At 61.5% G+C, this 20,264-nt stretch carries 19 protein-coding genes; 8 read left to right on the top strand and 11 right to left on the bottom strand.

What is annotated here, in order from left to right:
• Entirely contained in the window at positions 1 to 1,353 is a 1,353-nt protein-coding gene (locus tag J3P92_RS22080; RefSeq protein ID WP_434649055.1) for a 3-oxoacyl-ACP reductase, read from the bottom strand.
• 144 nt (positions 1,354 to 1,497) lie between these two features.
• Here J3P92_RS22080 and J3P92_RS22075 point away from each other — a divergent pair, with 144 nt between their 5' ends.
• Positions 1,498 to 2,775 carry an acetyl-CoA C-acetyltransferase gene (locus J3P92_RS22075; RefSeq protein ID WP_420766292.1) on the top strand — a complete coding sequence of 426 codons (1,278 nt, stop codon included), beginning with the start codon at positions 1,498 to 1,500 and terminating at the stop codon, positions 2,773 to 2,775.
• Here the strand turns inward: J3P92_RS22075 and J3P92_RS22070 are convergent.
• Positions 2,762 to 3,790, bottom strand: coding sequence for a bile acid:sodium symporter family protein (locus J3P92_RS22070; protein ID WP_434607947.1), 1,029 nt, complete (start codon positions 3,788 to 3,790; stop codon positions 2,762 to 2,764). The genes J3P92_RS22075 and J3P92_RS22070 overlap by 14 nt on opposite strands.
• Before the next feature lie 79 nt (positions 3,791 to 3,869).
• Here J3P92_RS22070 and J3P92_RS22065 point away from each other — a divergent pair, with 79 nt between their 5' ends.
• Together J3P92_RS22065 and J3P92_RS22060 are read left to right on the top strand one after the other, a co-directional pair.
• Positions 3,870 to 4,661 (top strand): AraC family transcriptional regulator, encoded by a 792-nt coding sequence (locus tag J3P92_RS22065; RefSeq protein ID WP_434607943.1) that lies wholly within the window; start codon positions 3,870 to 3,872, stop codon positions 4,659 to 4,661.
• Positions 4,662 to 4,870: 209 nt separating this feature from the next.
• On the top strand, positions 4,871 to 5,764 hold the full coding sequence (locus J3P92_RS22060) for a PA4780 family RIO1-like protein kinase (protein ID WP_039593547.1): 894 nt from the start codon (positions 4,871 to 4,873) through the stop codon (positions 5,762 to 5,764).
• 59 nt (positions 5,765 to 5,823) lie between these two features.
• Here J3P92_RS22060 and cueR read toward each other — a convergent pair whose 3' ends face one another.
• The 3 genes from cueR to J3P92_RS22045 form a co-directional block, all read right to left on the bottom strand.
• Complete coding sequence (gene cueR / locus J3P92_RS22055; protein WP_434649053.1) at positions 5,824 to 6,225, bottom strand: Cu(I)-responsive transcriptional regulator; 402 nt, start codon at positions 6,223 to 6,225, stop codon at positions 5,824 to 5,826.
• On the bottom strand, positions 6,222 to 8,615 hold the full coding sequence (locus J3P92_RS22050) for a heavy metal translocating P-type ATPase (protein ID WP_434649051.1): 2,394 nt from the start codon (positions 8,613 to 8,615) through the stop codon (positions 6,222 to 6,224). The genes cueR and J3P92_RS22050 overlap by 4 nt, the downstream gene beginning before the upstream one ends.
• 127 nt (positions 8,616 to 8,742) lie before the next feature.
• Positions 8,743 to 9,126, bottom strand: a complete 384-nt coding sequence (locus J3P92_RS22045; RefSeq protein WP_434560831.1) for a hypothetical protein — start codon at positions 9,124 to 9,126, stop codon at positions 8,743 to 8,745.
• A 147-nt stretch (positions 9,127 to 9,273) separates the two neighbouring features.
• On the opposite strand from J3P92_RS22045, the gene J3P92_RS22040 reads away from it, so the two are divergent.
• Together J3P92_RS22040 and J3P92_RS22035 are read left to right on the top strand one after the other, a co-directional pair.
• Entirely contained in the window at positions 9,274 to 9,471 is a 198-nt protein-coding gene (locus J3P92_RS22040; protein ID WP_434649049.1) for a heavy-metal-associated domain-containing protein, read from the top strand.
• Between the two features lie 93 nt (positions 9,472 to 9,564).
• Positions 9,565 to 10,767, top strand: coding sequence for a multidrug effflux MFS transporter (locus tag J3P92_RS22035; protein WP_434649047.1), 1,203 nt, complete (start codon positions 9,565 to 9,567; stop codon positions 10,765 to 10,767).
• Position 10,768: 1 nt separating this feature from the next.
• On the opposite strand, the gene J3P92_RS22030 is transcribed toward J3P92_RS22035, so the two are convergent.
• On the bottom strand, positions 10,769 to 10,939 hold the full coding sequence (locus J3P92_RS22030; RefSeq protein WP_420766300.1) for a hypothetical protein: 171 nt from the start codon (positions 10,937 to 10,939) through the stop codon (positions 10,769 to 10,771).
• Positions 10,940 to 11,092: 153 nt separating this feature from the next.
• Positions 11,093 to 12,106 (bottom strand): zinc-binding alcohol dehydrogenase family protein, encoded by a 1,014-nt coding sequence (locus J3P92_RS22025; protein ID WP_434649045.1) that lies wholly within the window; start codon positions 12,104 to 12,106, stop codon positions 11,093 to 11,095.
• A gap of 357 nt (positions 12,107 to 12,463) precedes the next feature.
• Here J3P92_RS22025 and J3P92_RS22020 point away from each other — a divergent pair, with 357 nt between their 5' ends.
• Both J3P92_RS22020 and J3P92_RS22015 read left to right on the top strand, forming a co-directional pair.
• Positions 12,464 to 13,198: an ArsR/SmtB family transcription factor gene (locus J3P92_RS22020; RefSeq protein WP_420766302.1), complete on the top strand. Its 735-nt coding sequence runs from the start codon at positions 12,464 to 12,466 to the stop codon at positions 13,196 to 13,198.
• 85 nt (positions 13,199 to 13,283) lie between these two features.
• The gene (locus J3P92_RS22015; RefSeq protein WP_434649043.1) at positions 13,284 to 14,666 is read left to right on the top strand and encodes an MFS transporter; all 1,383 of its coding nucleotides are present in this window, start codon (positions 13,284 to 13,286) and stop codon (positions 14,664 to 14,666) included.
• Positions 14,667 to 14,782: 116 nt separating this feature from the next.
• Here J3P92_RS22015 and J3P92_RS22010 read toward each other — a convergent pair whose 3' ends face one another.
• The gene (locus J3P92_RS22010) at positions 14,783 to 15,736 is read right to left on the bottom strand and encodes an adenosine deaminase (RefSeq protein WP_420766304.1); all 954 of its coding nucleotides are present in this window, start codon (positions 15,734 to 15,736) and stop codon (positions 14,783 to 14,785) included.
• A 164-nt stretch (positions 15,737 to 15,900) separates the two neighbouring features.
• On the opposite strand from J3P92_RS22010, the gene J3P92_RS22005 reads away from it, so the two are divergent.
• Positions 15,901 to 16,992 carry a calcium:proton antiporter gene (locus J3P92_RS22005; RefSeq protein ID WP_420766305.1) on the top strand — a complete coding sequence of 364 codons (1,092 nt, stop codon included), beginning with the start codon at positions 15,901 to 15,903 and terminating at the stop codon, positions 16,990 to 16,992.
• Positions 16,993 to 17,051: 59 nt separating this feature from the next.
• Here J3P92_RS22005 and J3P92_RS22000 read toward each other — a convergent pair whose 3' ends face one another.
• The 3 genes from J3P92_RS22000 to J3P92_RS21990 all read right to left on the bottom strand — a co-directional run bounded on the left by J3P92_RS22000 (position 17,052) and on the right by J3P92_RS21990 (position 20,262).
• The gene (locus tag J3P92_RS22000) at positions 17,052 to 18,410 is read right to left on the bottom strand and encodes an 8-oxoguanine deaminase (protein ID WP_434649041.1); all 1,359 of its coding nucleotides are present in this window, start codon (positions 18,408 to 18,410) and stop codon (positions 17,052 to 17,054) included.
• Between the two features lie 149 nt (positions 18,411 to 18,559).
• On the bottom strand, positions 18,560 to 19,246 hold the full coding sequence (locus J3P92_RS21995) for an SDR family oxidoreductase (RefSeq protein ID WP_434649040.1): 687 nt from the start codon (positions 19,244 to 19,246) through the stop codon (positions 18,560 to 18,562).
• A 422-nt stretch (positions 19,247 to 19,668) separates the two neighbouring features.
• A complete protein-coding gene (locus J3P92_RS21990) occupies positions 19,669 to 20,262 on the bottom strand; it encodes an IMPACT family protein (protein ID WP_420766308.1) in 594 nt (197 codons plus the stop codon).
• Positions 20,263 to 20,264: the final 2 nt, after the last annotated feature.

Here is a 20,264-nt window from a genome sequence, read left to right as displayed (position 1 = left end):
TCACGCCCCCAACAAGCTTTGCCCGCACACGCGCAGCGCCTGCCCGGTTACGGCGCCGGTGCCTGGTTGTGCCAGCCAGGCCACGGCTTCGGCGACGTCCTGGGGCAAGCCGCCCTGGCCCAGCGAACTCATGCGGCGCCCGGCTTCACGCAGGGCGAAGGGAATGTCGGCGGTCATGCGTGTCTCGATAAAGCCCGGTGCCACCGCGTTGATGCTGATTCCCCGCGCCTCCAGGCCAGGCGCCCAGGCTTGGGCGAGGCCGATGAGGCCGGCCTTGCTCGCGGCATAGTTGGTCTGGCCGCGATTGCCGGCGATGCCGCTGATGGAGGCAAGCAACACGATCCGGCCATTGTCCCGCAGGGTGCCGCTGTCGAGCAGGGCCTTGGTCAGCACCTGCGGCGCGTTGAGGTTGACCGCCAGCACCGCGTCCCAGAACTCGGGCGTCATGTTGGCGAGGGTCTTGTCCCGGGTGATGCCGGCGTTGTGCACCACGATGTCGACGCCGTCGGGCAGGTGTTCGATCAACTGCGCGGCGGCATCTTCGGCGCAGATGTCCAGCGTCACGCTGCGCCCACTCAGGCGCGCGGCCAGGGCGTCCAGGTCGGCCTTGGCTTGCGGGACATCGAGCAGGATCACATCGGCGCCGTCACGGGCCAGGGTTTCGGCGATGGACGCGCCGATGCCACGGGCGGCGCCGGTTACCAGCGCCTTGAGCCCGGTGAGCGGTCGCGTCCAATCCTGGACCTGGGTCTGGCAGACCTTGAGGCGGATAACCTGCCCGGAAACGTAGGCACTCTTGGGCGACAGGAAAAACCGCAGGGCCCCCTCCAACTGCGCTTCGGCGCCGTCACCGACATAAAGCAACTGCAGCGTCCCGCCATGGCGCAACTCCTTGGCCAGGGAGCGGCTGAAGCCTTCCAGCGCCCGTTGCGCACTGGCGGCAAACGGGTCATCGAGGCTTTCCGGGGCGCGACCGAGGATGACGACATGGGCGCTGTGGTCGAGGTTTTTCATGAGGGGCTGGAAGAATTCGCGCAACTGCTTGAGCTGCTCGACCTGCACCAGATGGCTGGCGTCGTACACCACCGCCTTGATTTTCGGGCCGTGGCCGGGGATCCATTCGGTCGCCAGCGTCGGTTCGCCACCGTAGATGAAAATCGCGTCGGTCAAGCGCTTGGCGAACGTGGCGACCTGTTCGGTCAGGGGGCCACCGCCCAACAGCAAGGCGCCCTCGATAGGCCGCAGCCGCCCGGCCTGCCAGCGTTCGAGGCGCACCGGGGAGGGCAAGCCCAGAGCGCCAACCAGACGCAGGCCAATGGGCGAGTTGGCGAAGTCTATGTAACGGTCTGACATGGAACACACTCCGGCTGATGAGGTTCCAAGTGTGGACCATGTTTGGCAATTGGTCGTTCGATCGCCCGGATAAAGCCTAAGCTTGTGGCTGGGCACGTTACCGCAGGCCAATTTCACACATTCGCGCATACAGGGGAGTTCTTCATGGCACAGCTACGCCGCGTCGCGATCATCGGTGGTAACCGCATTCCGTTCGCCCGCTCCAACGGGCCCTATGCCACCGCCAGCAACCAGGCGATGCTGACGGCTGCGCTCGAAGGTTTGATCGAGCGCTACAACCTGCACGGTGCTCACATCGGGGAAATGGCCGCGGGGGCGGTGCTCAAGTTTTCCCGGGACATGAACCTGACTCGCGAATGCGTGCTCGGCTCACGGCTGGCACCCAGCACCCCGGCCTATGACGTGCAACAGGCGTGCGGCACGGGGCTAGAAACCGTGCTGCTGGTGGCGAACAAAATCGCCCTGGGCCAGATCGACAGCGCCATCGCCGGCGGCGTGGACACTACCTCCGACGCGCCCATCGGTGTCAATGAGGGGCTGCGCAGGATCCTGCTGCAAGCCAATCGCTCCAAGACCACCGCCGATAAGATCAAGGCTTTTCTGCAACTGCGTCCCCAACACTTGGTTCCCGACCTGCCGCGCATCAACGAACCGCGCACGGGCCTGAGCATGGGCGAGCATTGCGAGTTGATGGCGCAGACCTGGCAGATTCCCCGAGACGAGCAGGACCGTCTGGCCCTGGAAAGTCATCAGAAAATGGCCGCTTCCTATGCCGAAGGCTGGCATAACGATTTGATGACGCCGTTCCTGGGCCTGACCCGCGACAACAACCTGCGCCCGGACCTGACCCTGGACAAGCTCGCGTCCCTCAAGCCGGCCTTTGAAAAAAGCGCCAAGGGCACGCTGACCGCAGGCAATTCCACGCCGCTGACCGATGGTGCCTCCCTGGTATTGTTGGGCAGCGAAGAGTGGGCGAACGCCCGCGGACTGCCAATCCTGGCCTACCTGCGTGACGGTGAAACGGCAGCGGTGGATTTCGTCAACGGCGCTGAAGGCCTGCTGATGGCGCCGGTCTATGCGGTGCCGCGCTTGTTGGCACGCAACGGCCTGACGTTGCAGGATTTCGACTACTACGAAATCCACGAGGCGTTCGCGGCCCAGGTCTTGTGTACATTGAAGGCCTGGGAGGACCCGGATTACTGCAGATCCCGGCTGGGCCTCGACACGCCGCTGGGCGCCCTCGACCGCAGCCGATTGAATGTGAAAGGCAGCTCATTGGCCGCCGGGCATCCATTCGCCGCGACGGGCGGCCGTATCGTCGCCAACCTGGCCAAACTGCTGGACGCGGCCGGGAAGGGCCGGGGCCTGATTTCCATCTGCGCGGCGGCCGGCCAAGGTGTGACGGCGATCATCGAGCGCTGACCATCGCCTCGCGCGTGGGCGCAGCCTGGGCTCGCTGGCGGCTGGCGTAGCGTTCGGCGAGGATCGAACAGACGATCAGTTGCATGGGGTGATAGATCATGATCGGCAGCAGGATCAGCCCCAGGCCGGGATCGGTGCCGAAGATCAACGCCGCCATCGGCACCCCGGCGGCCAGGGATTTTTTGCTCGCGCAGAACACTGCAGCGATTTCATCGGCGTTGCTGAACCGCAGAGCGCGGGCGGTGCGGGTGGTCATCCACAGGATAATGGCCAGCAGTACGGCGCTGCCGAGCACCGCGCTAACCAGCACGCCATTGCCTTGTTGTCGCCAGATCCCGGAAACCATCGAATTGCAGAACGCGGCGTACACCAGCAGCAGGATGACCAATTTGTCGATGATGCTGGTATAGCGCTTGTATCGGGCGAAGAAACCGGCCAGCCAGCGCCGCAGGAATTGCCCAAGCACCAATGGCAGCAGCAACATCAGGCACAGATCGAGAAGGGTCGAGCCCAGGTCGATGCCACCGGCACCGCTGCCGACCACCAGGCTGACCAGCAGTGGCGTCAGGAAAATCCCGAGCACGCTGGACAGGCTGGCGTTGAGAATCGCCGCCGGCACGTTGCCGCCCGCGCTGCCTGTGAGGGCCACCGACGAGGAGATGGTCGAGGGCAGGGCGCACAGGTAAAAGAACCCCAGCATCAATAGCGACGGCACATGGCGGCCCAATGACCAATCACCGATCAGCCAGATCAAGGGAAACACGACGAAGGTAAAACCTTGCACCATCAAATGCAGCCGGACGTTCTTCAAGCCGTGGCGGACCTGCTCCCCGGACAAGTTGATCCCATGGAGGAAAAACACCACGAAGATGCCGATGTTGACCACCCACTCCGCATGCATCGCGCCGCCCGTGGCGCCGAATCCGGGAAAGAAATACGCCAACAAGGTGGCAAGCAACATGCCGCACAGGAACCAGTCGGTCACCAGGCGTTTGAGGTGTCTGAGGATGTGCATAGGGCACCGCAAGTTGTATGAGAAGTCTACTTAGCCTAACGTCGGCCTGAACAGTCGTCTTGCGATATAAGGCCAATCAATGCCGACTAACGGACAGCAGCAGCTTGAACGGCGCATTCCCGATCTGACGGAACTGCCTCGGCCACTTTATGCTCGGGTCGAAAGCCTGGATGCGGGTTCATGGACCCAGGTGCATCGACACGATTGGGTGCAGTTTTCCTATGCCATCAGCGGTGTGCTCGGCGTTCATACCGCCGAGGGCAGTTTCTTCGCGCCGCCGCAACGGGGCATCTGGATCCCGGCCGACCTCGAACATCACGTCGTGACATCCACCCGTGCGGAAATGCGCAGCCTTTATGTGCATCGCCAGGCTTGCCCGTGGGGCGATGGGCGTTGCCGGGTGCTGGAGGTCACGCCCTTGGCGCGAGAGCTGATCAAGGTCTTCTGCCAATTTCCCGCCGCCTACCCGCAAGGCGATACCCAGGAGGCGCGGCTGGTGCAAGTGCTGCTGGACCAGTTGGCGGCATTGCCGGAAGTGGGTTTTTCCCTGCCGCTGCCACGGCATGCCCGCCTGCTGGAGCTGTGCAACGAGTTGATCGAACAGCCCGAATCCTGCGTCACCCTGCAAGCCTGGGCCGAGCGACTGGGCACATCGGAAAAGACCCTGACCCGTTTGTTTCTACGTGAAACCGGCCTCAACTTTCGCGCGTGGCGCCAACGCATGCGGCTGTTGTCCTCCTTGGGATCGCTGGAGAAAGGCGACAGTGTGACCAGCGCGGCGCTGTCTTGCGGGTATGAGTCGACGTCCGCTTTCATCGCGGCATTCAAGGGATTGTTCGGTTTCACCCCGGGCGAACTGTTCACGCATTGAGCCCTTGTCAGTTCTTGTCGCAAATACTTGCTTATCCAATGACCTGCGACGGGCCGGGTCTCGGCTATGATCTTGCGCGGTTGATCTGATCCGGCACAGTGTGTGCATTCAGGGTTCATAGGTCGGAACCCCTCCCCGTGAAGGGAGGATTGCCGTATAACGACCTGTCATTCGCGTGTTTGGTAATAAAGGACCCAGAATAAAAGCTGATGAAGACTCCAAAACGCATTGAACCCCTGATCGAGGACGGTCTGGTCGACGAGGTGCTGCGCCCACTCATGAGTGGCAAAGAAGCAGCTGTTTATGTGGTGCGCTGCGGCAATGAGCTGCGTTGCGCCAAGGTCTACAAGGAGGCGAACAAGCGAAGTTTTCGCCAGGCGGCCGAATACCAGGAAGGTCGCAAGGTCCGTAACAGTCGTCAGGCCCGCGCCATGGCAAAAGGTTCGAAGTTCGGGCGCAAGGAAACTGAAGACGCTTGGCAGAACGCCGAAGTGGCTGCGTTGTTCCGGTTGGCCAACGCCGGTGTGCGAGTGCCCAAGCCGTACGACTTCCTTGAAGGCGTGCTGCTGATGGAACTGGTGGCCGACGAGTATGGCGATGCCGCGCCACGCCTGAACGATGTCGTGCTGGAGCCGGACCAGGCACGCGAATATCACGCCTATCTGATTTCTCAGATCGTACTGATGCTGTGTACCGGCCTGGTGCACGGCGACCTGTCGGAGTTCAACGTGCTGCTCACGCCGACAGGCCCGGTCATCATCGATCTGCCGCAAGCGGTGGACGCCGCTGGCAACAACCACGCCTTCAGCATGTTGGAGCGGGATGTCGGCAACATGGCGTCCTACTTCGGCCGTTTCGCTCCGGAGCTGAAACGCACCCGGTACGCCAAGGAAATGTGGGCGCTTTATGAAGCCGGCACGTTGCACCCGGGCAGTGTGTTGACCGGTGAGTTCGACGAGCCCGAAGAGCTGGCGGATGTTGGCGGGATCATGCGCGAGATCGAGGCCGCGCGCCTGGACGAAGAACGACGCCAGGCTGTGCGCGCCGCCGACGATGCGCCGCCAGGCAAGACCGAGGAGCCGCCTCCGCCTTGGATGCAGTGATCGGTTGTCCCAGAAACCCGGCCCAGGCCGGGTTTTTTATTTGTGTTCGGTATCGGGCATCACTTCTTGCAACACCCCGATTCCAGCTCCTTGAGGATCGGGCAGTCGGGCCGGTGATCGCCCTGGCAGTGCTCCACCAAGTCTTGGAGGGTATCGCGCAGCTCCGCGAGTTCACGGATTTTCTGGTTCAGTTCATCGATGTGTTGCTTGGCCAGGGTCTTCACGTCGGCACTGGCACGTTGGCGGTCCTGCCACAGCGTCAACAGTTTGCCGACTTCTTCCAGGGAAAACCCCAGGTCCCGAGAGCGCTTGATGAAAGCCAACGTGTGCAAATCATCGGTGCCGTAGATCCGGTAGCCGCTGTCCGTGCGATGGGCCGCCTTGAGCAAGCCAATGGATTCGTAATACCGGATCATCTTCGCGCTAAGCCCACTCTGGCGGGCCGCTTGGCCGATGTTCATCGCTTGTCCTCCAGATCTGCGGGTGTCCAGAACTTCAACAGCAATGCATTGCTGACCACGCTGACGCTCGACAGCGCCATGGCCGCGCCGGCCAGCACCGGGTTGAGCAGGCCGAACGCGGCCAGGGGAATCCCGACCAGGTTATAGACGAAGGCCCAGAACAGGTTCTGGCGGATCTTTGCGTAGGTCTTGCGGCTGATATCCAGCGCCGCCGGCACCAGGCGAGGGTCGCCGCGCATCAGCGTGATGCCGGCGGCGTGCATCGCCACGTCGGTGCCGCCGCCCATGGCGATGCCAATGTCGGCTGCGGCCAGGGCCGGGGCGTCATTGATGCCGTCGCCAACCATCGCCACCACCGAATGGCCCCTCAGTCGCTCGACGATGGCGGATTTGTCGGCCGGCAATACTTCGGCGTGGACGTTGTTGATTCCCAGCGCCTGGGCCACAACCCGAGCGCTGCCTCGGTTATCGCCGGTGAGCAGATGGATGGTGATATGACGCTGGTTCAAGGCCTCCACCGCCGCCAAGGCGCCCGGCTTGAGTGTGTCGCCGAAGGCAAACAGGCCGAGGACGCGAGGTATCGAGCCTTGATCGATCAGCCAGGACAACGTCCGACCTTCGGTTTCCCAGGCCTGCGCCGCCTCGGCCAGCGAGTCGGGGTCTGGACCGAGCTCTTCCAGCAAACGCCGATTGCCCAGCGCCAGTCGGCGCCCGTCGAGGCTGCCGGCGATGCCGCGCCCGGTAAGCGACTGGCTATCGCTGATGTCCGGTACGTTCAAGCCGCGCTCGGCGCAGGCGTCCAGCACTGCTTTGGCCAGCGGATGCTCGCTGCCCCGTTGCAGGGCGCCGGCCATTGTCAGCAGCGCATTTTCTTCACCTTCGAGCGCCGCCAAGTGATCAATGCGCGGCGCGCCGGACGTCAAGGTTCCGGTTTTGTCGAACACCACTGTGTCCACGTCATGGGCGCGCTCCAGCGCCTCGGCGTCTTTGATCAAGATGCCGTGGCGCGCGGCGACGCCGGTGCCGGCCATGATCGCTGTCGGCGTCGCCAGGCCCAGGGCACAGGGGCAGGCGATCACCAGCACGGCGACGGCGTTGATCAGTGCTGTCTCCAGCGGCGCTCCGTAGAGCCACCAGCCCGCCAATGTCGCAAGGGCCAAAAGCAACACAACCGGCACGAAGACCTGGCTGACTCTGTCCACCAGCTTCTGGATGGGGGCCTTGGCCGCCTGGGCGTCTTCCACAAGGCGAATGATGCGCGCCAGGACCGTCTCTGCGCCAAGGGCCTGGGTGCGCACCAGCAAACGACCTTCGCCATTGATCGCGCCACCGGTGACCTTGTCACCGGGTTGCTTGGGCACGGGCAGGCTTTCGCCACTGATCAGTGCCTCGTCGGCATGGCTCTGGCCTTCGATCACTTCGCCGTCCACCGGGAATCGCTCGCCAGGCTTGACCAACACCCAGTCATTCAAGCGCAGCGCGTTGATGGCAACATCCCGTTCCTCGCCGTCGATCACCTGAACAGCCCGCTCCGGTCGCAGGGCTTCGAGGGCGCGGATGGCGCTGGCGGTTTGTCGTTTGGCACGGCTTTCCAAATATTTGCCGAGCAATACCAGGGCAATCACCACGGCCGAGGCCTCGAAGTACAAGTGCGGCATGCTCCCGGGCTGGGCAATCGCCCATTCGTAGAGACTCAGGCCATAACCGGCGCTGGTGCCCAGGGCGACCAATAGGTCCATATTCCCGGCCCCGGCGCGGACAGCTTTAAAAGCCGCGACGTAGAAACGTGCACCGAAGATGAATTGGACGGGCGTCGCCAACGCGAACTGCAGCCAGGCTGGCAGCATCCAGCTCACGCCGAAGGGCTGCAACATCATCGGCAATACCAAGGGCAGGGACAGCAGAATTGCCAGTATCAGTGCCAGCCGCTCGCGGTTCAGTCGATCGCCCTGGTTTTTTCGCGGTTGTTCCACCTGCCAGACACTGGCGTCATAGCCGGCGCGCTTGACCGCTTCGAGGAGCGTTTGCGGGTCGATCTGGCCCAGCAATTCGAGGTGAGCCCGCTCATTGGCCAAGTTCACGCTGGCGCGATGCACGCCGGCGACTTTGCTCAATGCTCGCTCGACCCGTGCAACGCAAGAGGCGCAGGTCATGCCTTCGATGCTCAATTCCAGGGTCTGCACGGGAACGCCGTAACCTGCTTGTTCGACTGCCTCCATCAAGGCGGGCAGGCTTCCTTCTGGCGCCTGGACCCGCGCCTGTTCCGTCGCCAGGTTGACGCTGACGGCACTGGCACCGGTCACCTTGCGCAACGCTCGCTCGACTCGCCCGGCGCAGCTGGCGCAGGTCATGCCGCAGATCGGCAGATCGAAAATAGTGGGTTCAGGCATGGGGCAGGCTCCCTGTAGTGGACGACCACAGGATCAACCTTGCCATGTTGGCAAGGTCAAGCGCCAATGCAAAAGCTTGCACGTTGCACTGTGGGAGCAAGTTCGCTCCCCCATGTTAGGGGCAACGTCAGTATCCGAGGTCAGCCTGCTTGAGGTACATGCCTTCCCCATTCGCTGCGATTCGGTATTTCAGAATGTCGCCGGCCTTGAGCGTGATGTCCTGCGATCCCGGAGCGAGCATGCCCGGGGCGCAACCCGCGGCCTGGCCAGGCAGCAGTTTCAGGCGCAAGGAAAACCGACCGGGCGGCAGATTGAAGGAGGTGCTTTGCTCTTGGAATAGCCTGGCCGAGAGCTGATCCTCGATGTAGATGCCGATTTCGCAACTGGTCGGCACTTCCAGGCGCTCACGAGAAATGATCAGCACACCATAATCTTCGCCAACAGCCGATGCCTGGGGGGCCACTGCTGAAAGACCGAGCATGCAAAACAGGCTGAACGCTGACCAGCGCATGGCTGAACCTCCGGTATGAAATCCTGATAGGTGCAGCTTGGCCGAGCAGGACGCCGATTGCCAGCCCGGCAGTTTTTGCCAAAACTTGACCTTGCCATGATGGCAAGCTTGAAACTGTGGTCAATTCCAATCCCAAGGAGTCATTTCATGCAAATCTTCAATGTTCGAGGAATGTCTTGCGGTCATTGCGTAAAGGCCGTTACCCAGGCTGTGCAGGCTCAGGATCCAACCGCGCGGGTGCAAGTGGATCTGGGGGCTGGGACCGTCCAGGTCCAAAGCACGTTGCCGCAGAAGACGGTGATCGATGCGATAAGGGAGGAGGGCTACGAAGCCAGTCCCGCCTGAGATTCTTAATCGTTAGCGACCTATCGGAATGTTCAAGAGCGCTCAGCCCGGCTAAACTGTCGGGCTGCCGACTGACGCTGATCTGGACGCCTGATGAACCTCCGTACCATTCTGATTCTTGGCGCCTTGAGCGCTTTCGGTCCCTTGGCGATCGATTTTTATCTGCCGGCGTTCCCGGCGATGGCAATCGCTTTTGGCACCGATGAAAAACATATCCAACTGACCCTGGCGGCTTATTTCCTCGGGCTGTCCCTCGGCCAACTGGCCTACGGGCCGGTGGCGGATCGCTTCGGACGGCGTATCCCGCTGCTGGCGGGGGTCGGCTTGTTCACCGTGGCATCCCTGGCCTGCGCCTACGCGCCAAGCCTCGAATGGCTGATCGGCGCCCGCTTCGTGCAGGCCTTGGGCGGATGCGCGGGAATGGTGATTTCCCGGGCGGTGGTCAGCGACAAATGCGACGCAGTGGGCTCGGCCAAGGTGTTTTCGCAGTTGATGCTGGTAATGGGCCTGGCGCCGATCCTGGCGCCGATGCTCGGCGGCCTGCTGGTGAACGTTTACGGTTGGCAATCCATTTTCATTGGGTTGACGTTGTTCAGTGCGCTTGCGGCGACGGCGGTTGCCTTGTGGTTGCCGGAAAGCCTGCCTGAGTATGTGCCACGGCAACCGTTGTCCGGGGCGTTGCGCCAATACGGTCGCCTTCTCAAGGACTCTGTTTTCCTTGGTCATGCCTTGACAGGCGGCATCGCGATTGCCGGGATGTTTGCCTACATCGCCGGTTCGCCGTTCGTTTTCATCAAGCTCTATGGCGTGCCCGCTGAGCACTTCGGCTGGCTGTTTGGTACCAACGCGGCGGGCTTCATCCTGGTGGCGCAAGTCAATGCCAGGCTGTTGTCCAAACGCGGTCCGGCCTTCCTGCTGGCCCGCGCGGTCTGGGTCTATTGGATTGCCGGGCTGAGTTTGTTGGCCATCAGCGCCTTCCAGCCGGAGCGGTTGTGGCCGTTGTTGATCCCGCTCTTTATCTGCATCGCCAGTCTGGGTTGCATCATCCCCAATGCGTCGGCTTGCGCCATGAACGGGCAGGGTGCCCGGGCGGGGAGCGCCTCGGCCATGTTGGGATGCCTGCAGTTTTCCGTCGCTGCGGGTGCCGCCGCGTTGGTGGCAGCGCTACATGACGGCACGGCGGTGCCGATGGCGATCGTCATCAGCCTTTGTGGATTGTTGGTGGTCGGCGCGGCAATGCTGACCCGTCGTCTGCAAAACGCTTTGGCGCTTGCCCAGGCGAGTCAGCGAAGCTGATTCAACCGGCCGCGCGCTGCTGATGTTCGGGAAAGTGATGGGGCGCTCGAATGCGCGCTTGCAGGGTGTTCGCGAAAGCCTGGGCTTCGGCTTCGGAGCGAAAGGTCACGACATGCTGGTCAAGGCGCACTTGCCATTGAGATTTTGCCACCTCTTTTATCAGGATCTTCATTGCTGACCTCCTCGTGTAAAAGATTGCGTTGCAAAGGCCTCGAGTGTAGACCCGATTGCGAGCGCAGTTGTGACAACGGTCAATTGTCGGACTGACGGTGCAGGCTTATGTGGCGAGGGAGCAAGCTCCCTCGCCACGGGCGACTGCCCGGCATCAGAATCCTTCAAGCACGATCTTACCCTTGGCCTTCCCACTTTCAAGCAATGCGTGGGCTCGGCGCAGGTTCTCTGCATTGATCACGCCAAAATGTTCGCCCACCGTTGTTTTCAAGGTGCCGGCGTCGATCAATCCCGCCACGCGATTGAGCAGCTTGTGCTGTTCAAGCATGTCGGCTGTCTCGAACAGGGAACGGGTGTACATGAACTCCCAATGCAAGGACAGGCTCTTGCGCTTGAGCTTGGTCACGTCCAGGGATTTCGGGTCGTCGATGAGGGCCAGCTTGCCTTGGGGCGCCAAGGCTTCGACCAATTGATCCAGGTGCTGGTCGGTCTGGGTCAGGCTGGCCACGTGAGTCACTTGAGCCTGGCCTGCCTGCTTGAGGACTTCGCTCAGCGGCTGGCTGTGATCGACCACCAGGTCGGCACCCAGGTCACGCACCCAATCCACTGTCTGCGGTCGGGACGCGGTACCGATGACCTTGAGGCCGGTGAGCTGGCTGGCCAGTTGCGTCAGGATCGAACCCACGCCCCCGGCGGCGCCGACAATCAGCAGGGTCTGGCCCTGGTCATCCTGGCCTTCTTTTATCTGCAGCCGGTCGAACAGTAGTTCCCAGGCGGTGATCGCCGTGAGCGGCAGCGCGGCGGCTTCGGCGAAACCGAGGGTCTTGGGCATGTGGCCGACGATACGCTCATCCACCACATGCATTTCGCTGTTGCCACCGGCCCTGGCGATGGATCCGGCGTAGAACACCTTGTCGCCAGCCTTGAACAGCGTGACTTCGCTGCCCACGGCCTTGACGACTCCAGCCACGTCCCAGCCCAATACCTTGCCGGCACCGCCTTCTGGCTGCACGTTCTGCCGAACCTTGGTATCGACGGGGTTGACCGAGATGGCCTTGACCTCCACCAGCAAGTCTCTCGGGCCGGCAACCGGCTCCGGCAGCTCGACGTCTTGCAGCGCGCGAGGATCGCTGATGGGCAGTGATTGGTAATAGGCGATGGCTTTCATGAAGCGGCTCCGTGAGCAGGGACGATGGCGCCCATGTTTGGCGATTTGGGGGCGGGGTAAAAGCGGCCAAACCAACAGGCTCTTTCAGTGTTTTTTTGATAATGACCATTAGTCGCGGGCAAATAGAGATTTTTCCCTCACGCACAATCGCCTCCAAAGGTTTCTGGAGGACAGGAAACCTTGATCCGCACGCTTATACTAGCGGCCGCCTGTGTCAGCGTTGAAACGGGCACGACGGCAAGCGAAGTCCGCACGGGCATGCCGGTCTTCCAGGCGGTCAGCCGCTTTGGGCGGCACCTTCTTACGGGTCAATATGCCCCAAAGCAGTAGACAGACGATTCAACAGGGAGTGAATACATGGAACATGCACCTTGCATCAGCCAGATTGCCACGCTGCTGGCCGACCCAAAGCGTAGCGCGATGATGTGGGCGTTGATGGATGGTACGGCCCGACAGGCCGATGAATTGGCTTTGCTGGCCGGGCTTTCGCCCTCTTCGGCCAACGCCCATCTGGGGCGGTTATCCACGGGCGGTCTGTTGAAAGTCGAAGTCCGCGGCCGCAAGCGTTTTTTTCGCCTGGCGGCCCCCGAGATCGGTGCCGCCGTCGAGGCGTTGGCGAGTGCAACCCTTGCCAGCACGCCGCGACAGGTTCCAGAAGTTTTCAAACGCGGCCTCATGCCAACCAAGGCGCCGACGGCACCGGCTTCGCTGATGCGCGCCAGGCTTTGCGATGATCATCTGGGCGGTACCCTGGCGGCGGATCTGTATCAGCGATTGTTGGATGCCGGATGGCTTGAACAGGTTGAGCAGCGGGTAATCGTCACGCACAAGGGCGCGAACCAGTTGGCCGGGCGTGGCCTGTTCATCCAGGCACTGGCTCATCGCAACGCGCGCATTGCTTGCCCCTGCCCTGATTGGAGTGAGCGGCGCCCGCACTTGGGTGGCGCGCTGGGGGCTGCGTTGCTGCAGTTGTTCATGCAATCGGGTTGGCTGAGCCTTCCAAATGACTCGAGGGCCCTGCAGGTGACCACCCTCGGCCAGCAGGAAATCCATCGGTTCGCCAGGCAGGACACCTTGGAAATGGCGCTCTAGGGCTGTCGGCAGGTCGCTATCAGCAATAGTCGCCTGTGAGGTTCGCGCACACTCGGTCTGGGGTTCTTTCGGATTGGGGAATGCAATGGACACTCACGTTTACAGTGCCGCGGAACGACTGGAGCGATTGCCCATCAGCGGCTATCACCGGGTCATATTCATCATCATCGCCTTGGCGTTTTTCTTCGACTCCATGGACCTGGCCATGATGACGTTCTTGCTGGGGTCGATCAAAACCGAGTTCGGCCTGAGTTCGGCCCAGGCAGGGCTGCTGGCCAGCTCGAGCTTTTTTGGCATGGTGGTGGGCGCCTCGCTGTCGGGCATGTTGGCCGATCGATTTGGACGAAAGCCGGTGTTCCAGTGGAGCATCGTACTGTGGGGGGTGGCCAGTTACCTGTGTTCCACCGCCCAGGACATCGAGACATTGACGTTGTTTCGTGTCCTGTTGGGCGTCGGCATGGGCATGGAGTTTCCAATCGCCCAGTCGATGCTTTCGGAGCTTATTCCAGCGAAGCGCCGTGGACGCTACATCGCCTTGATGGACGGCTTCTGGCCGCTGGGCTTTGTGGCGGCGGGCGTGTTGTCGTATTTCCTCCTGCCGGTGATCGGCTGGCGTGACATTTTCCTGGTATTGGCGGTGCCGGCGGTCTTCGTCCTGGTGATTCGTTTTTTCATTCCCGAATCGCCGCGTTGGCTGGAGCAGGCTGGCCGGGGCGATGAAGCGGATGCCGTGCTCAAGCGGATCGAAGACAAAGTCCGCGCCTCGCTGGGCACGCGCGATTTGCCCGAGCCCATTCGCCTGCCGAGGCTGGCGACCGTGCCTGGCAACTTTTTCTCGGCCCTGGCGCAGATTTGGTCACCGTTGTACCGCCAACGCACGGTGATGATCTGGAGCGTCTGGTTCTTCGCCCTGCTCGGGTTCTACGGGCTGACGTCCTGGCTCAGCGCCTTGTTGCAGCAATCGGGTTTTGCGGTGACGCAGTCGGTCTACTACACGGTTCTGATTTCCCTGGGCGGGATCCCCGGTTTCCTGATGGCGGCCTGGCTGGTGGAACGTTGGGGGCGCAAGCCGGTGTGCATCATCACGCTGCTGGGCGGCGGGGTCATGGCATTTCTGTATGGCCAGAGCGCGGTGTTTGGCGGCAACGTGGGCCTGCTGATAAGCACCGGACTGTTGATGCAGTTCTTCCTGTTCGGCATGTGGGCGGTGCTTTATACCTATACACCGGAGCTTTACCCCACCTCCGCGAGAGCCACGGGATCGGGCTTTGCCTCGGCGGTCGGACGCATCGGTTCGCTGCTTGGCCCCTTGGTAACAGGGTTGGTATTTCCGATCACCGGGCAAGGCGGTGTGTTTGCCCTGGGCGCGCTGTGCTTTGCGGTGGCGGCGGGTGTGGTCTGGTTGTACGGAATGGAGACGCGGGGCAAAACGCTGGAGGAGTTGAGCGAAGCGAATGTCGCTGACTGAACACAGCCTCCTGTGGGAGCGAGCTTGCTCGCGATAGCGCCGGGTCAGCTAACATCAATGTTGAATGATCGACCGCCATCGCGAGCAAGCTCGCTTCCACAGGCGTTGAGACGGGCTTAAGGTTTTACCAGTCGCGCATCCAGGCTGTTTTGCGCCAAGCGCTTGGCCTGGTCTTGAGTCATGCCCAAATGCGTATGCAGCGCATGGAAGTTTTCGGTGACGTAGCCGCCGAAATACGCCGGGTCATCGGAGTTTACCGTTACCTTCACGCCGCGTTCGAGCATATCGAGGATGTTGTGCTGCGACATGTCGTCGAACACGCAGAGCTTGGTGTTGGACAACGGGCACACCGTCAGCGGGATTTGCTCGTCGATGATTCGCTGCATCAGCCGTTCATCTTCGATTGCCCGAACGCCGTGGTCGATGCGCTGGATCTTCAGCAGGTCCAAGGCTTCCCAGATGTACTCGGGCGGACCTTCCTCGCCAGCGTGGGCGACGGTCAGGAAACCTTCGTTTCGCGCGCGGTCGAACACCCGCTGGAATTTGCTTGGTGGATGGCCCATCTCCGAGCTGTCGAGGCCGACGGCCACGAACGCGTCACGGAACGGCAGCGCCTGGTCGAGGGTCTGCTCGGCCTGTTCTTCGCTCAGGTGGCGCAGGAAACTCAGGATCAGGCCGCTGGTGATGCCCAGTTGCTGTTCGCCGTCCTTGAGGGCGGCGGCGATGCCGTTGAGCACCACTTCGAATGGAATGCCGCGATCGGTGTGGGTCTGGGGATCGAAGAACGGTTCGGTGTGGATCACGTTCTGCGCCTTGCAACGCAGCAGGTAGGCCCAGGTCAGGTCATAGAAATCCTGGGAGGTGCGCAGCACGTCGGCGCCCTGGTAGTACAGGTCGAGAAATTCCTGCAGGTTGTTGAAGGCGTAGGCCTGGCGCAGGGTGTCAACGTCGTTCCATGGCAAGGCGATCTTGTTGCGTTCGGCCAGGGCAAACAGCAACTCGGGCTCCAGCGAGCCTTCCAGGTGCAGGTGCAGTTCAGCCTTGGGCAAGGCGTTCAGCCAGTCGTACATGTCTTTTTCTCATCAGCGAATCGATGGCGGGCATTCTACAGGGGTAGGCGCCGATGTCTGGTAAAACCTGACCGGCTGATCCACTACGCAGGCCGCATCCGCACGAAACGTTCCCGGCCCGTCACAGTCTAGTAGCTCATGACCCGTCCATTGCCAGGCCCACGATGTTCTCGTTGATCAAGCAAGAAAAACTGCTGTTGTTGGCCCTGCTCGCCGCCTTCGTCGCCTACCCGCTTGAACATTGGTTTCTGGGCAGCGGGCAGGCCGTGGCGCTGGCGAGTGGGTTGGTGCTGATCGGTTTTATTGTTTCTGCGTCCATGCGCGTTGCTCATCACGCGGAACTGTTGGCGGAAAAGGTTGGCGATCCCTACGGCACCATGATCCTGACCTTGTCGGCGGTGCTGGTGGAAGTCGTGATCCTGGCGATCATGATGAGTAACGAGGCATCACCCACCCTGGTACGAGACACGATTTATTCTGCGGTCATGCTCGACATCAACGGCATTCTCGGGCTCGCGGCTTTGATGGGGGGGCTCAAGCATGGCGAGCAGGTCTATAACGATGACTCGGCGCGCACCTACAGCGTGATGATTCTCACCGCCATGGGCGTGTCGATGGTGGTGCCGGAGTTCATTCCACAGGAAAACTGGAAACATTATTCGGCGTTCACCATCGGCGCGATGGTCGTGTTGTATACCTTGTTCCTACGGATGCAGGTGGGACCCCACAGCTATTTTTTCAGCTACAGCTACCCGCAAAAGCGCCGCAGGAAAGAGCCCGTGGAAACCGAGCCGAAACCCATCAGCCTGGCATTTTCCATCGGCGCATTGGTGTTTGGCGTAGTGGTAATCGGTGCGCTGGCAGAAGTCATGTCCAAAGCCATCGACCTGGGGCTGGAGGGCTCCGGCGCGCCGCCGGTGGTCACGGCAATCCTGGTGGCGGCCATCTCCGCTGCGCCGGAGATCCTCACGGCCCTGCGCGCAGCCTTGGCCAATCGCATGCAGTCGGTGGTCAACATCGCGCTGGGGGCGTCGTTGTCCACCGTGATCCTGACCGTGCCGGTGATGGAAGCGATGGCGCTCTACACCGGGCAACCTTTCCAGATGGCGATGACGCCGGTGCAGACGGTGATGATTTTCATCACCCTGATCGTCAGCGCCATCAACCTCAACGATGGCGAAACCAACGCCATCGAGGGGATGACCCATTTTGTGTTGTTTGCGACGTTTGTGATGTTGTCGTTGCTGGGCCTTTAGCTTGTCAGAATCCTTGTGGGAGCGAGCAGACTCGCTGCCACATTCGTCCTTTGATTGGGTCACGATGCCGCAATCAACTCCCGCGCGGCCTGGCTGTGATCGGCAATCAACCCTTTCAGGTCGAGGCCTTCGATCTGTCCGTCGATCACACGCCACTCGCCTGCAACCATCACTCGATCCGCCCGATCAGCACCGCACAGCAGCAGTGCCGAGATCGGGTCGTGGCTGCCGGAAAAGCGCAACTCATCAAGTTTGAATAGCGCCAGGTCAGCCTGCTTGCCCACCGCCAATTCACCGATGTCGCTGCGCCCCAGCAATTGCGCCGAACCCCGGGTCGCCCAGCCCAGTACCCGTTCCGGTGTGATCGCTTGTGCGCCGTAGCGCAGGCGCTGGATGTAGAGCGCTTGGCGGGCTTCCAGGATCATGTTTGAGGCATCGTTGGAGGCTGAGCCATCAACCCCCAGGCCCAGCGGGGCGCCGGCGGCGGTGAGTTCAAGCGTCGGACAGATCCCCGAGGCCAGGCGCATGTTCGAGCTGGGGCAATGACAGATACCGGTGCCGGCGGCGCCGAGACGGACGATTTCGTCCGGATTGAAATGAATGCCATGGGCCAGCCAGGTGCGCGGGCCCAGCCAGCCGACGCTGTCCAGGTAATCGACGGTGCGCAGGCCGAAGCGTTGCAGGCAGAAATCTTCTTCGTCGAGGGTTTCGGCCAGGTGCGTGTGCAGGCGTACGTCGAGTTTTTCCGCGAGTTCGGCGCTGGCGCTCATGATCTCGGGCGTGACTGAAAACGGCGAGCACGGCGCCAAGGCAATCTGGATCCGCGCGCCATCGCCTCGTTGGTGATAGCGGGCAATCAATCGCTGGCTGTCGTCGAGAATCACCTGGCCCTGCTGGACGGTCTGTTGCGGCGGCAAGCCACCGTCGGCTTCGCCCAGGCTCATGGAGCCGCGAGTCAGCATTGCGCGCATGCCCAGCTCGCGAACGCTTTGAACCTGCACATCGATCGCATTTTCCAGGCCTTGCGGGAACAGATAATGATGATCGGCCGCCGTCGTGCAGCCTGAGAGCAGCAGTTCAGCCAGCGCCACCTTGCTTGCCAGGGCGAGTTTTTCCGGCGTCAGTCGTGCCCATACGGGATAGAGGGTTTTCAACCAAGGGAATAGCGGCTGGTTGACCACCGGTGCCCAGGCGCGGGTGAGGGTCTGATAGAAGTGGTGATGAGTGTTGATCAGCCCAGGCAGGATTACATGATCGCGGGCGTCAAAGACTAGGTCGCAGGGCTGGCGAGGTTGCTGGCCGAGGCCCAGCAGTTCGACGATCGCACCGTCCTGCAGGACGAGACCGCCACGGGCATCGAGGCCGTTGGCCGTGAAGACGGCGAGGGGATTTTTTAACCAGGTACGGGTCGCAGGCATGATGGCCGGCTCCTCTGAAAGTGGGTTCAGGTTAGCCAGCTCAGTGATGCCCTGTCTGCTGATCCAGGGGCGCCATGGGAGGGCGCGGGTCGGAGTTTACTCAGGTTGTTCGGCACATATCCAGTCCCCGGCGACGTAATGGGTGGCGTTTACCAGGGAATCGTCTCGCCCCTATAATTGACGAAGTGATGCCCGCCCTTGCCGGTGAAGGCATAGACCTGGTCGATCAGCCCACGGGTACTGGTCGGGACGTCTATCTCGGCACCTTCACCGCCCATGTCGGTCTTCACCCAGCCCGGATGCAGGGACAGTACGGTCAGCGACTGCTCGGCCAATTGACTGACGAAACTGTTGGTCATTGAGTTGAGGGCGGCTTTGCTTGCCTTGTACAACGCCAGTTCCGGCGCGTCGGGCATGGTCACGCTGCCCAGTACGGAGCTCATGAAAGCCAGCACGCCGCTACGTTCGCGAATCTGCCCGACGAAGCGCTGGGCCAGATTGATCGGTGCCACTGCGTTGGTGAAGAACAATTGGCCCACCTCCGCCAGCGTTGCGCCGCCAGGGTTCTGATTGGCCGGGCCCTTTACGCCGGCGTTGACGAACAGCAGGTCGAAGATTTCGCCCTTGAGTTGCTGGCTCAAGGCGATGACGGCTTGCTGGTCGTCCATGTCGAGCCTTTCGATTCGCACCGGACCCAGCGCTTTCAAGGCGTCCGCGTGCTGCGGGTTGCGCACGGTAGCAGTGACGTTCCAGCCGTCGCTGAGCAACGTTTTTACCAAACCCAGGCCCAAGCCCCTGGAAGCACCGATGATCAATGCATTTTTCGCCGAATTCATGAAGGCATCCTTGAAAGAAAAGGCCATGGATTTAATGGACAACGTTGCCCGAGCCGTTGTTTCAACTCGTGACGCAACGCGTCGGGTTTGTATCACGTATCGATTGATTAAAAATTGATCAAGCGGCTGCGGTCCATGCCGTTACTGAGGCTGCTGGACCCATGAACGGGTTATCCACAGCTTGTTCCACAGTAATTGTGCGCAAGCTCCAAGGTCGGGAATAAGCCCCGTGCGGCTTTCTTCTAAAGGTGATAAAGCGCCGCAAGTGATTGTTTTGCTGACGGATCTCTGAAGTCTGGATGCCCCTGTACGAAAAATGTACAAATTCCCGAAAGCCGCATGACAGAAGGGTTACAGCGTGGTACGCCCAGGTTATCCACAAGCGGGTGCACAGCGCGTGTGGGCAAATCCGCGTTTTGCCGTCACACGGCGGTCTCACGCTCCAGGCGTATGTGCCCGCGACTCAGGTCGGCCAGCCGTGCCTGCAGCGTTTCAATGTGTTCTTCGCCCACCGCCAATTGAAGCTCTACACCATCGGCGGTGAAATGCTCGGCGTTCACCAAACCCCCGCATTCGGTTGTGCGCAGTTTCACCAGAGCCAGTTCCGCGAACCCGCAAACGCAGCGCAGCCCCACGCGGCTGATCAATTCAATCTTCTCGGCGTTTTGCAGGCATTTGTTTGCACCGCCGCCGTACGCCCGCGCCAACCCACCGGTCCCCAGCTGGATTCCGCCGTACCAGCGGATCACGAGCACCACCACCTGATCGCAGGCTTGGGCCTGGATGGCTGCCAGGATCGGACGTCCGGCGGTACCGCCTGGTTCGCCATCGTCGCTGCTGCGGTACTGGTTGCCGAATTTCCAGGCCCAGCAATTGTGCGTGGCGGCCAGGTCGCTGTGCTGTTCGATAAAGGCCTGGGCCTCGGCAGGGCTGTTGATGGCGGCGGCAAGGGTAATGAAACGGCTTTTGCGGATTTCTTCACGGTACTCACAAAAGCCGGCGAGGGTATAAGGCATGT

This window comes from Pseudomonas sp. D3-27, assembly GCF_051132165.1.
Taxonomy (GTDB): domain Bacteria; phylum Pseudomonadota; class Gammaproteobacteria; order Pseudomonadales; family Pseudomonadaceae; genus Aquipseudomonas.
Note: the sequence above shows the minus strand (reverse complement) of the source record. Positions and strands in the feature narration are given on the sequence as shown.

Bases quoted from the DNA above. Each gene is read 5' to 3' on its own strand.
- J3P92_RS21990 (WP_420766308.1), bottom strand. From the start codon at position 20,262: ATGCCTTATACCCTCGCCGGCTTTTGTGAGTACCGTGAAGAAATCCGC.
- J3P92_RS22060 (WP_039593547.1), top strand. From the start codon at position 4,871: ATGAAGACTCCAAAACGCATTGAACCCCTGATCGAGGACGGTCTGGTC.
- cueR (WP_434649053.1), bottom strand. From the start codon at position 6,225: ATGAACATCGGCCAAGCGGCCCGCCAGAGTGGGCTTAGCGCGAAGATG.
- J3P92_RS22030 (WP_420766300.1), bottom strand. From the start codon at position 10,939: ATGAAGATCCTGATAAAAGAGGTGGCAAAATCTCAATGGCAAGTGCGC.
- J3P92_RS22035 (WP_434649047.1), top strand. From the start codon at position 9,565: ATGAACCTCCGTACCATTCTGATTCTTGGCGCCTTGAGCGCTTTCGGT.
- J3P92_RS22075 (WP_420766292.1), top strand. From the start codon at position 1,498: ATGGCACAGCTACGCCGCGTCGCGATCATCGGTGGTAACCGCATTCCG.
- J3P92_RS22040 (WP_434649049.1), top strand. From the start codon at position 9,274: ATGCAAATCTTCAATGTTCGAGGAATGTCTTGCGGTCATTGCGTAAAG.
- J3P92_RS22065 (WP_434607943.1), top strand. From the start codon at position 3,870: ATGCCGACTAACGGACAGCAGCAGCTTGAACGGCGCATTCCCGATCTG.
- J3P92_RS22020 (WP_420766302.1), top strand. From the start codon at position 12,464: ATGGAACATGCACCTTGCATCAGCCAGATTGCCACGCTGCTGGCCGAC.
- J3P92_RS22005 (WP_420766305.1), top strand. From the start codon at position 15,901: ATGTTCTCGTTGATCAAGCAAGAAAAACTGCTGTTGTTGGCCCTGCTC.
- J3P92_RS22080 (WP_434649055.1), bottom strand. From the start codon at position 1,353: ATGTCAGACCGTTACATAGACTTCGCCAACTCGCCCATTGGCCTGCGT.
- J3P92_RS22045 (WP_434560831.1), bottom strand. From the start codon at position 9,126: ATGCGCTGGTCAGCGTTCAGCCTGTTTTGCATGCTCGGTCTTTCAGCA.
- J3P92_RS22050 (WP_434649051.1), bottom strand. From the start codon at position 8,615: ATGCCTGAACCCACTATTTTCGATCTGCCGATCTGCGGCATGACCTGC.
- J3P92_RS22025 (WP_434649045.1), bottom strand. From the start codon at position 12,106: ATGAAAGCCATCGCCTATTACCAATCACTGCCCATCAGCGATCCTCGC.
- J3P92_RS21995 (WP_434649040.1), bottom strand. From the start codon at position 19,246: ATGAATTCGGCGAAAAATGCATTGATCATCGGTGCTTCCAGGGGCTTG.
- J3P92_RS22010 (WP_420766304.1), bottom strand. From the start codon at position 15,736: ATGTACGACTGGCTGAACGCCTTGCCCAAGGCTGAACTGCACCTGCAC.
- J3P92_RS22015 (WP_434649043.1), top strand. From the start codon at position 13,284: ATGGACACTCACGTTTACAGTGCCGCGGAACGACTGGAGCGATTGCCC.
- J3P92_RS22070 (WP_434607947.1), bottom strand. From the start codon at position 3,790: ATGCACATCCTCAGACACCTCAAACGCCTGGTGACCGACTGGTTCCTG.
- J3P92_RS22000 (WP_434649041.1), bottom strand. From the start codon at position 18,410: ATGCCTGCGACCCGTACCTGGTTAAAAAATCCCCTCGCCGTCTTCACG.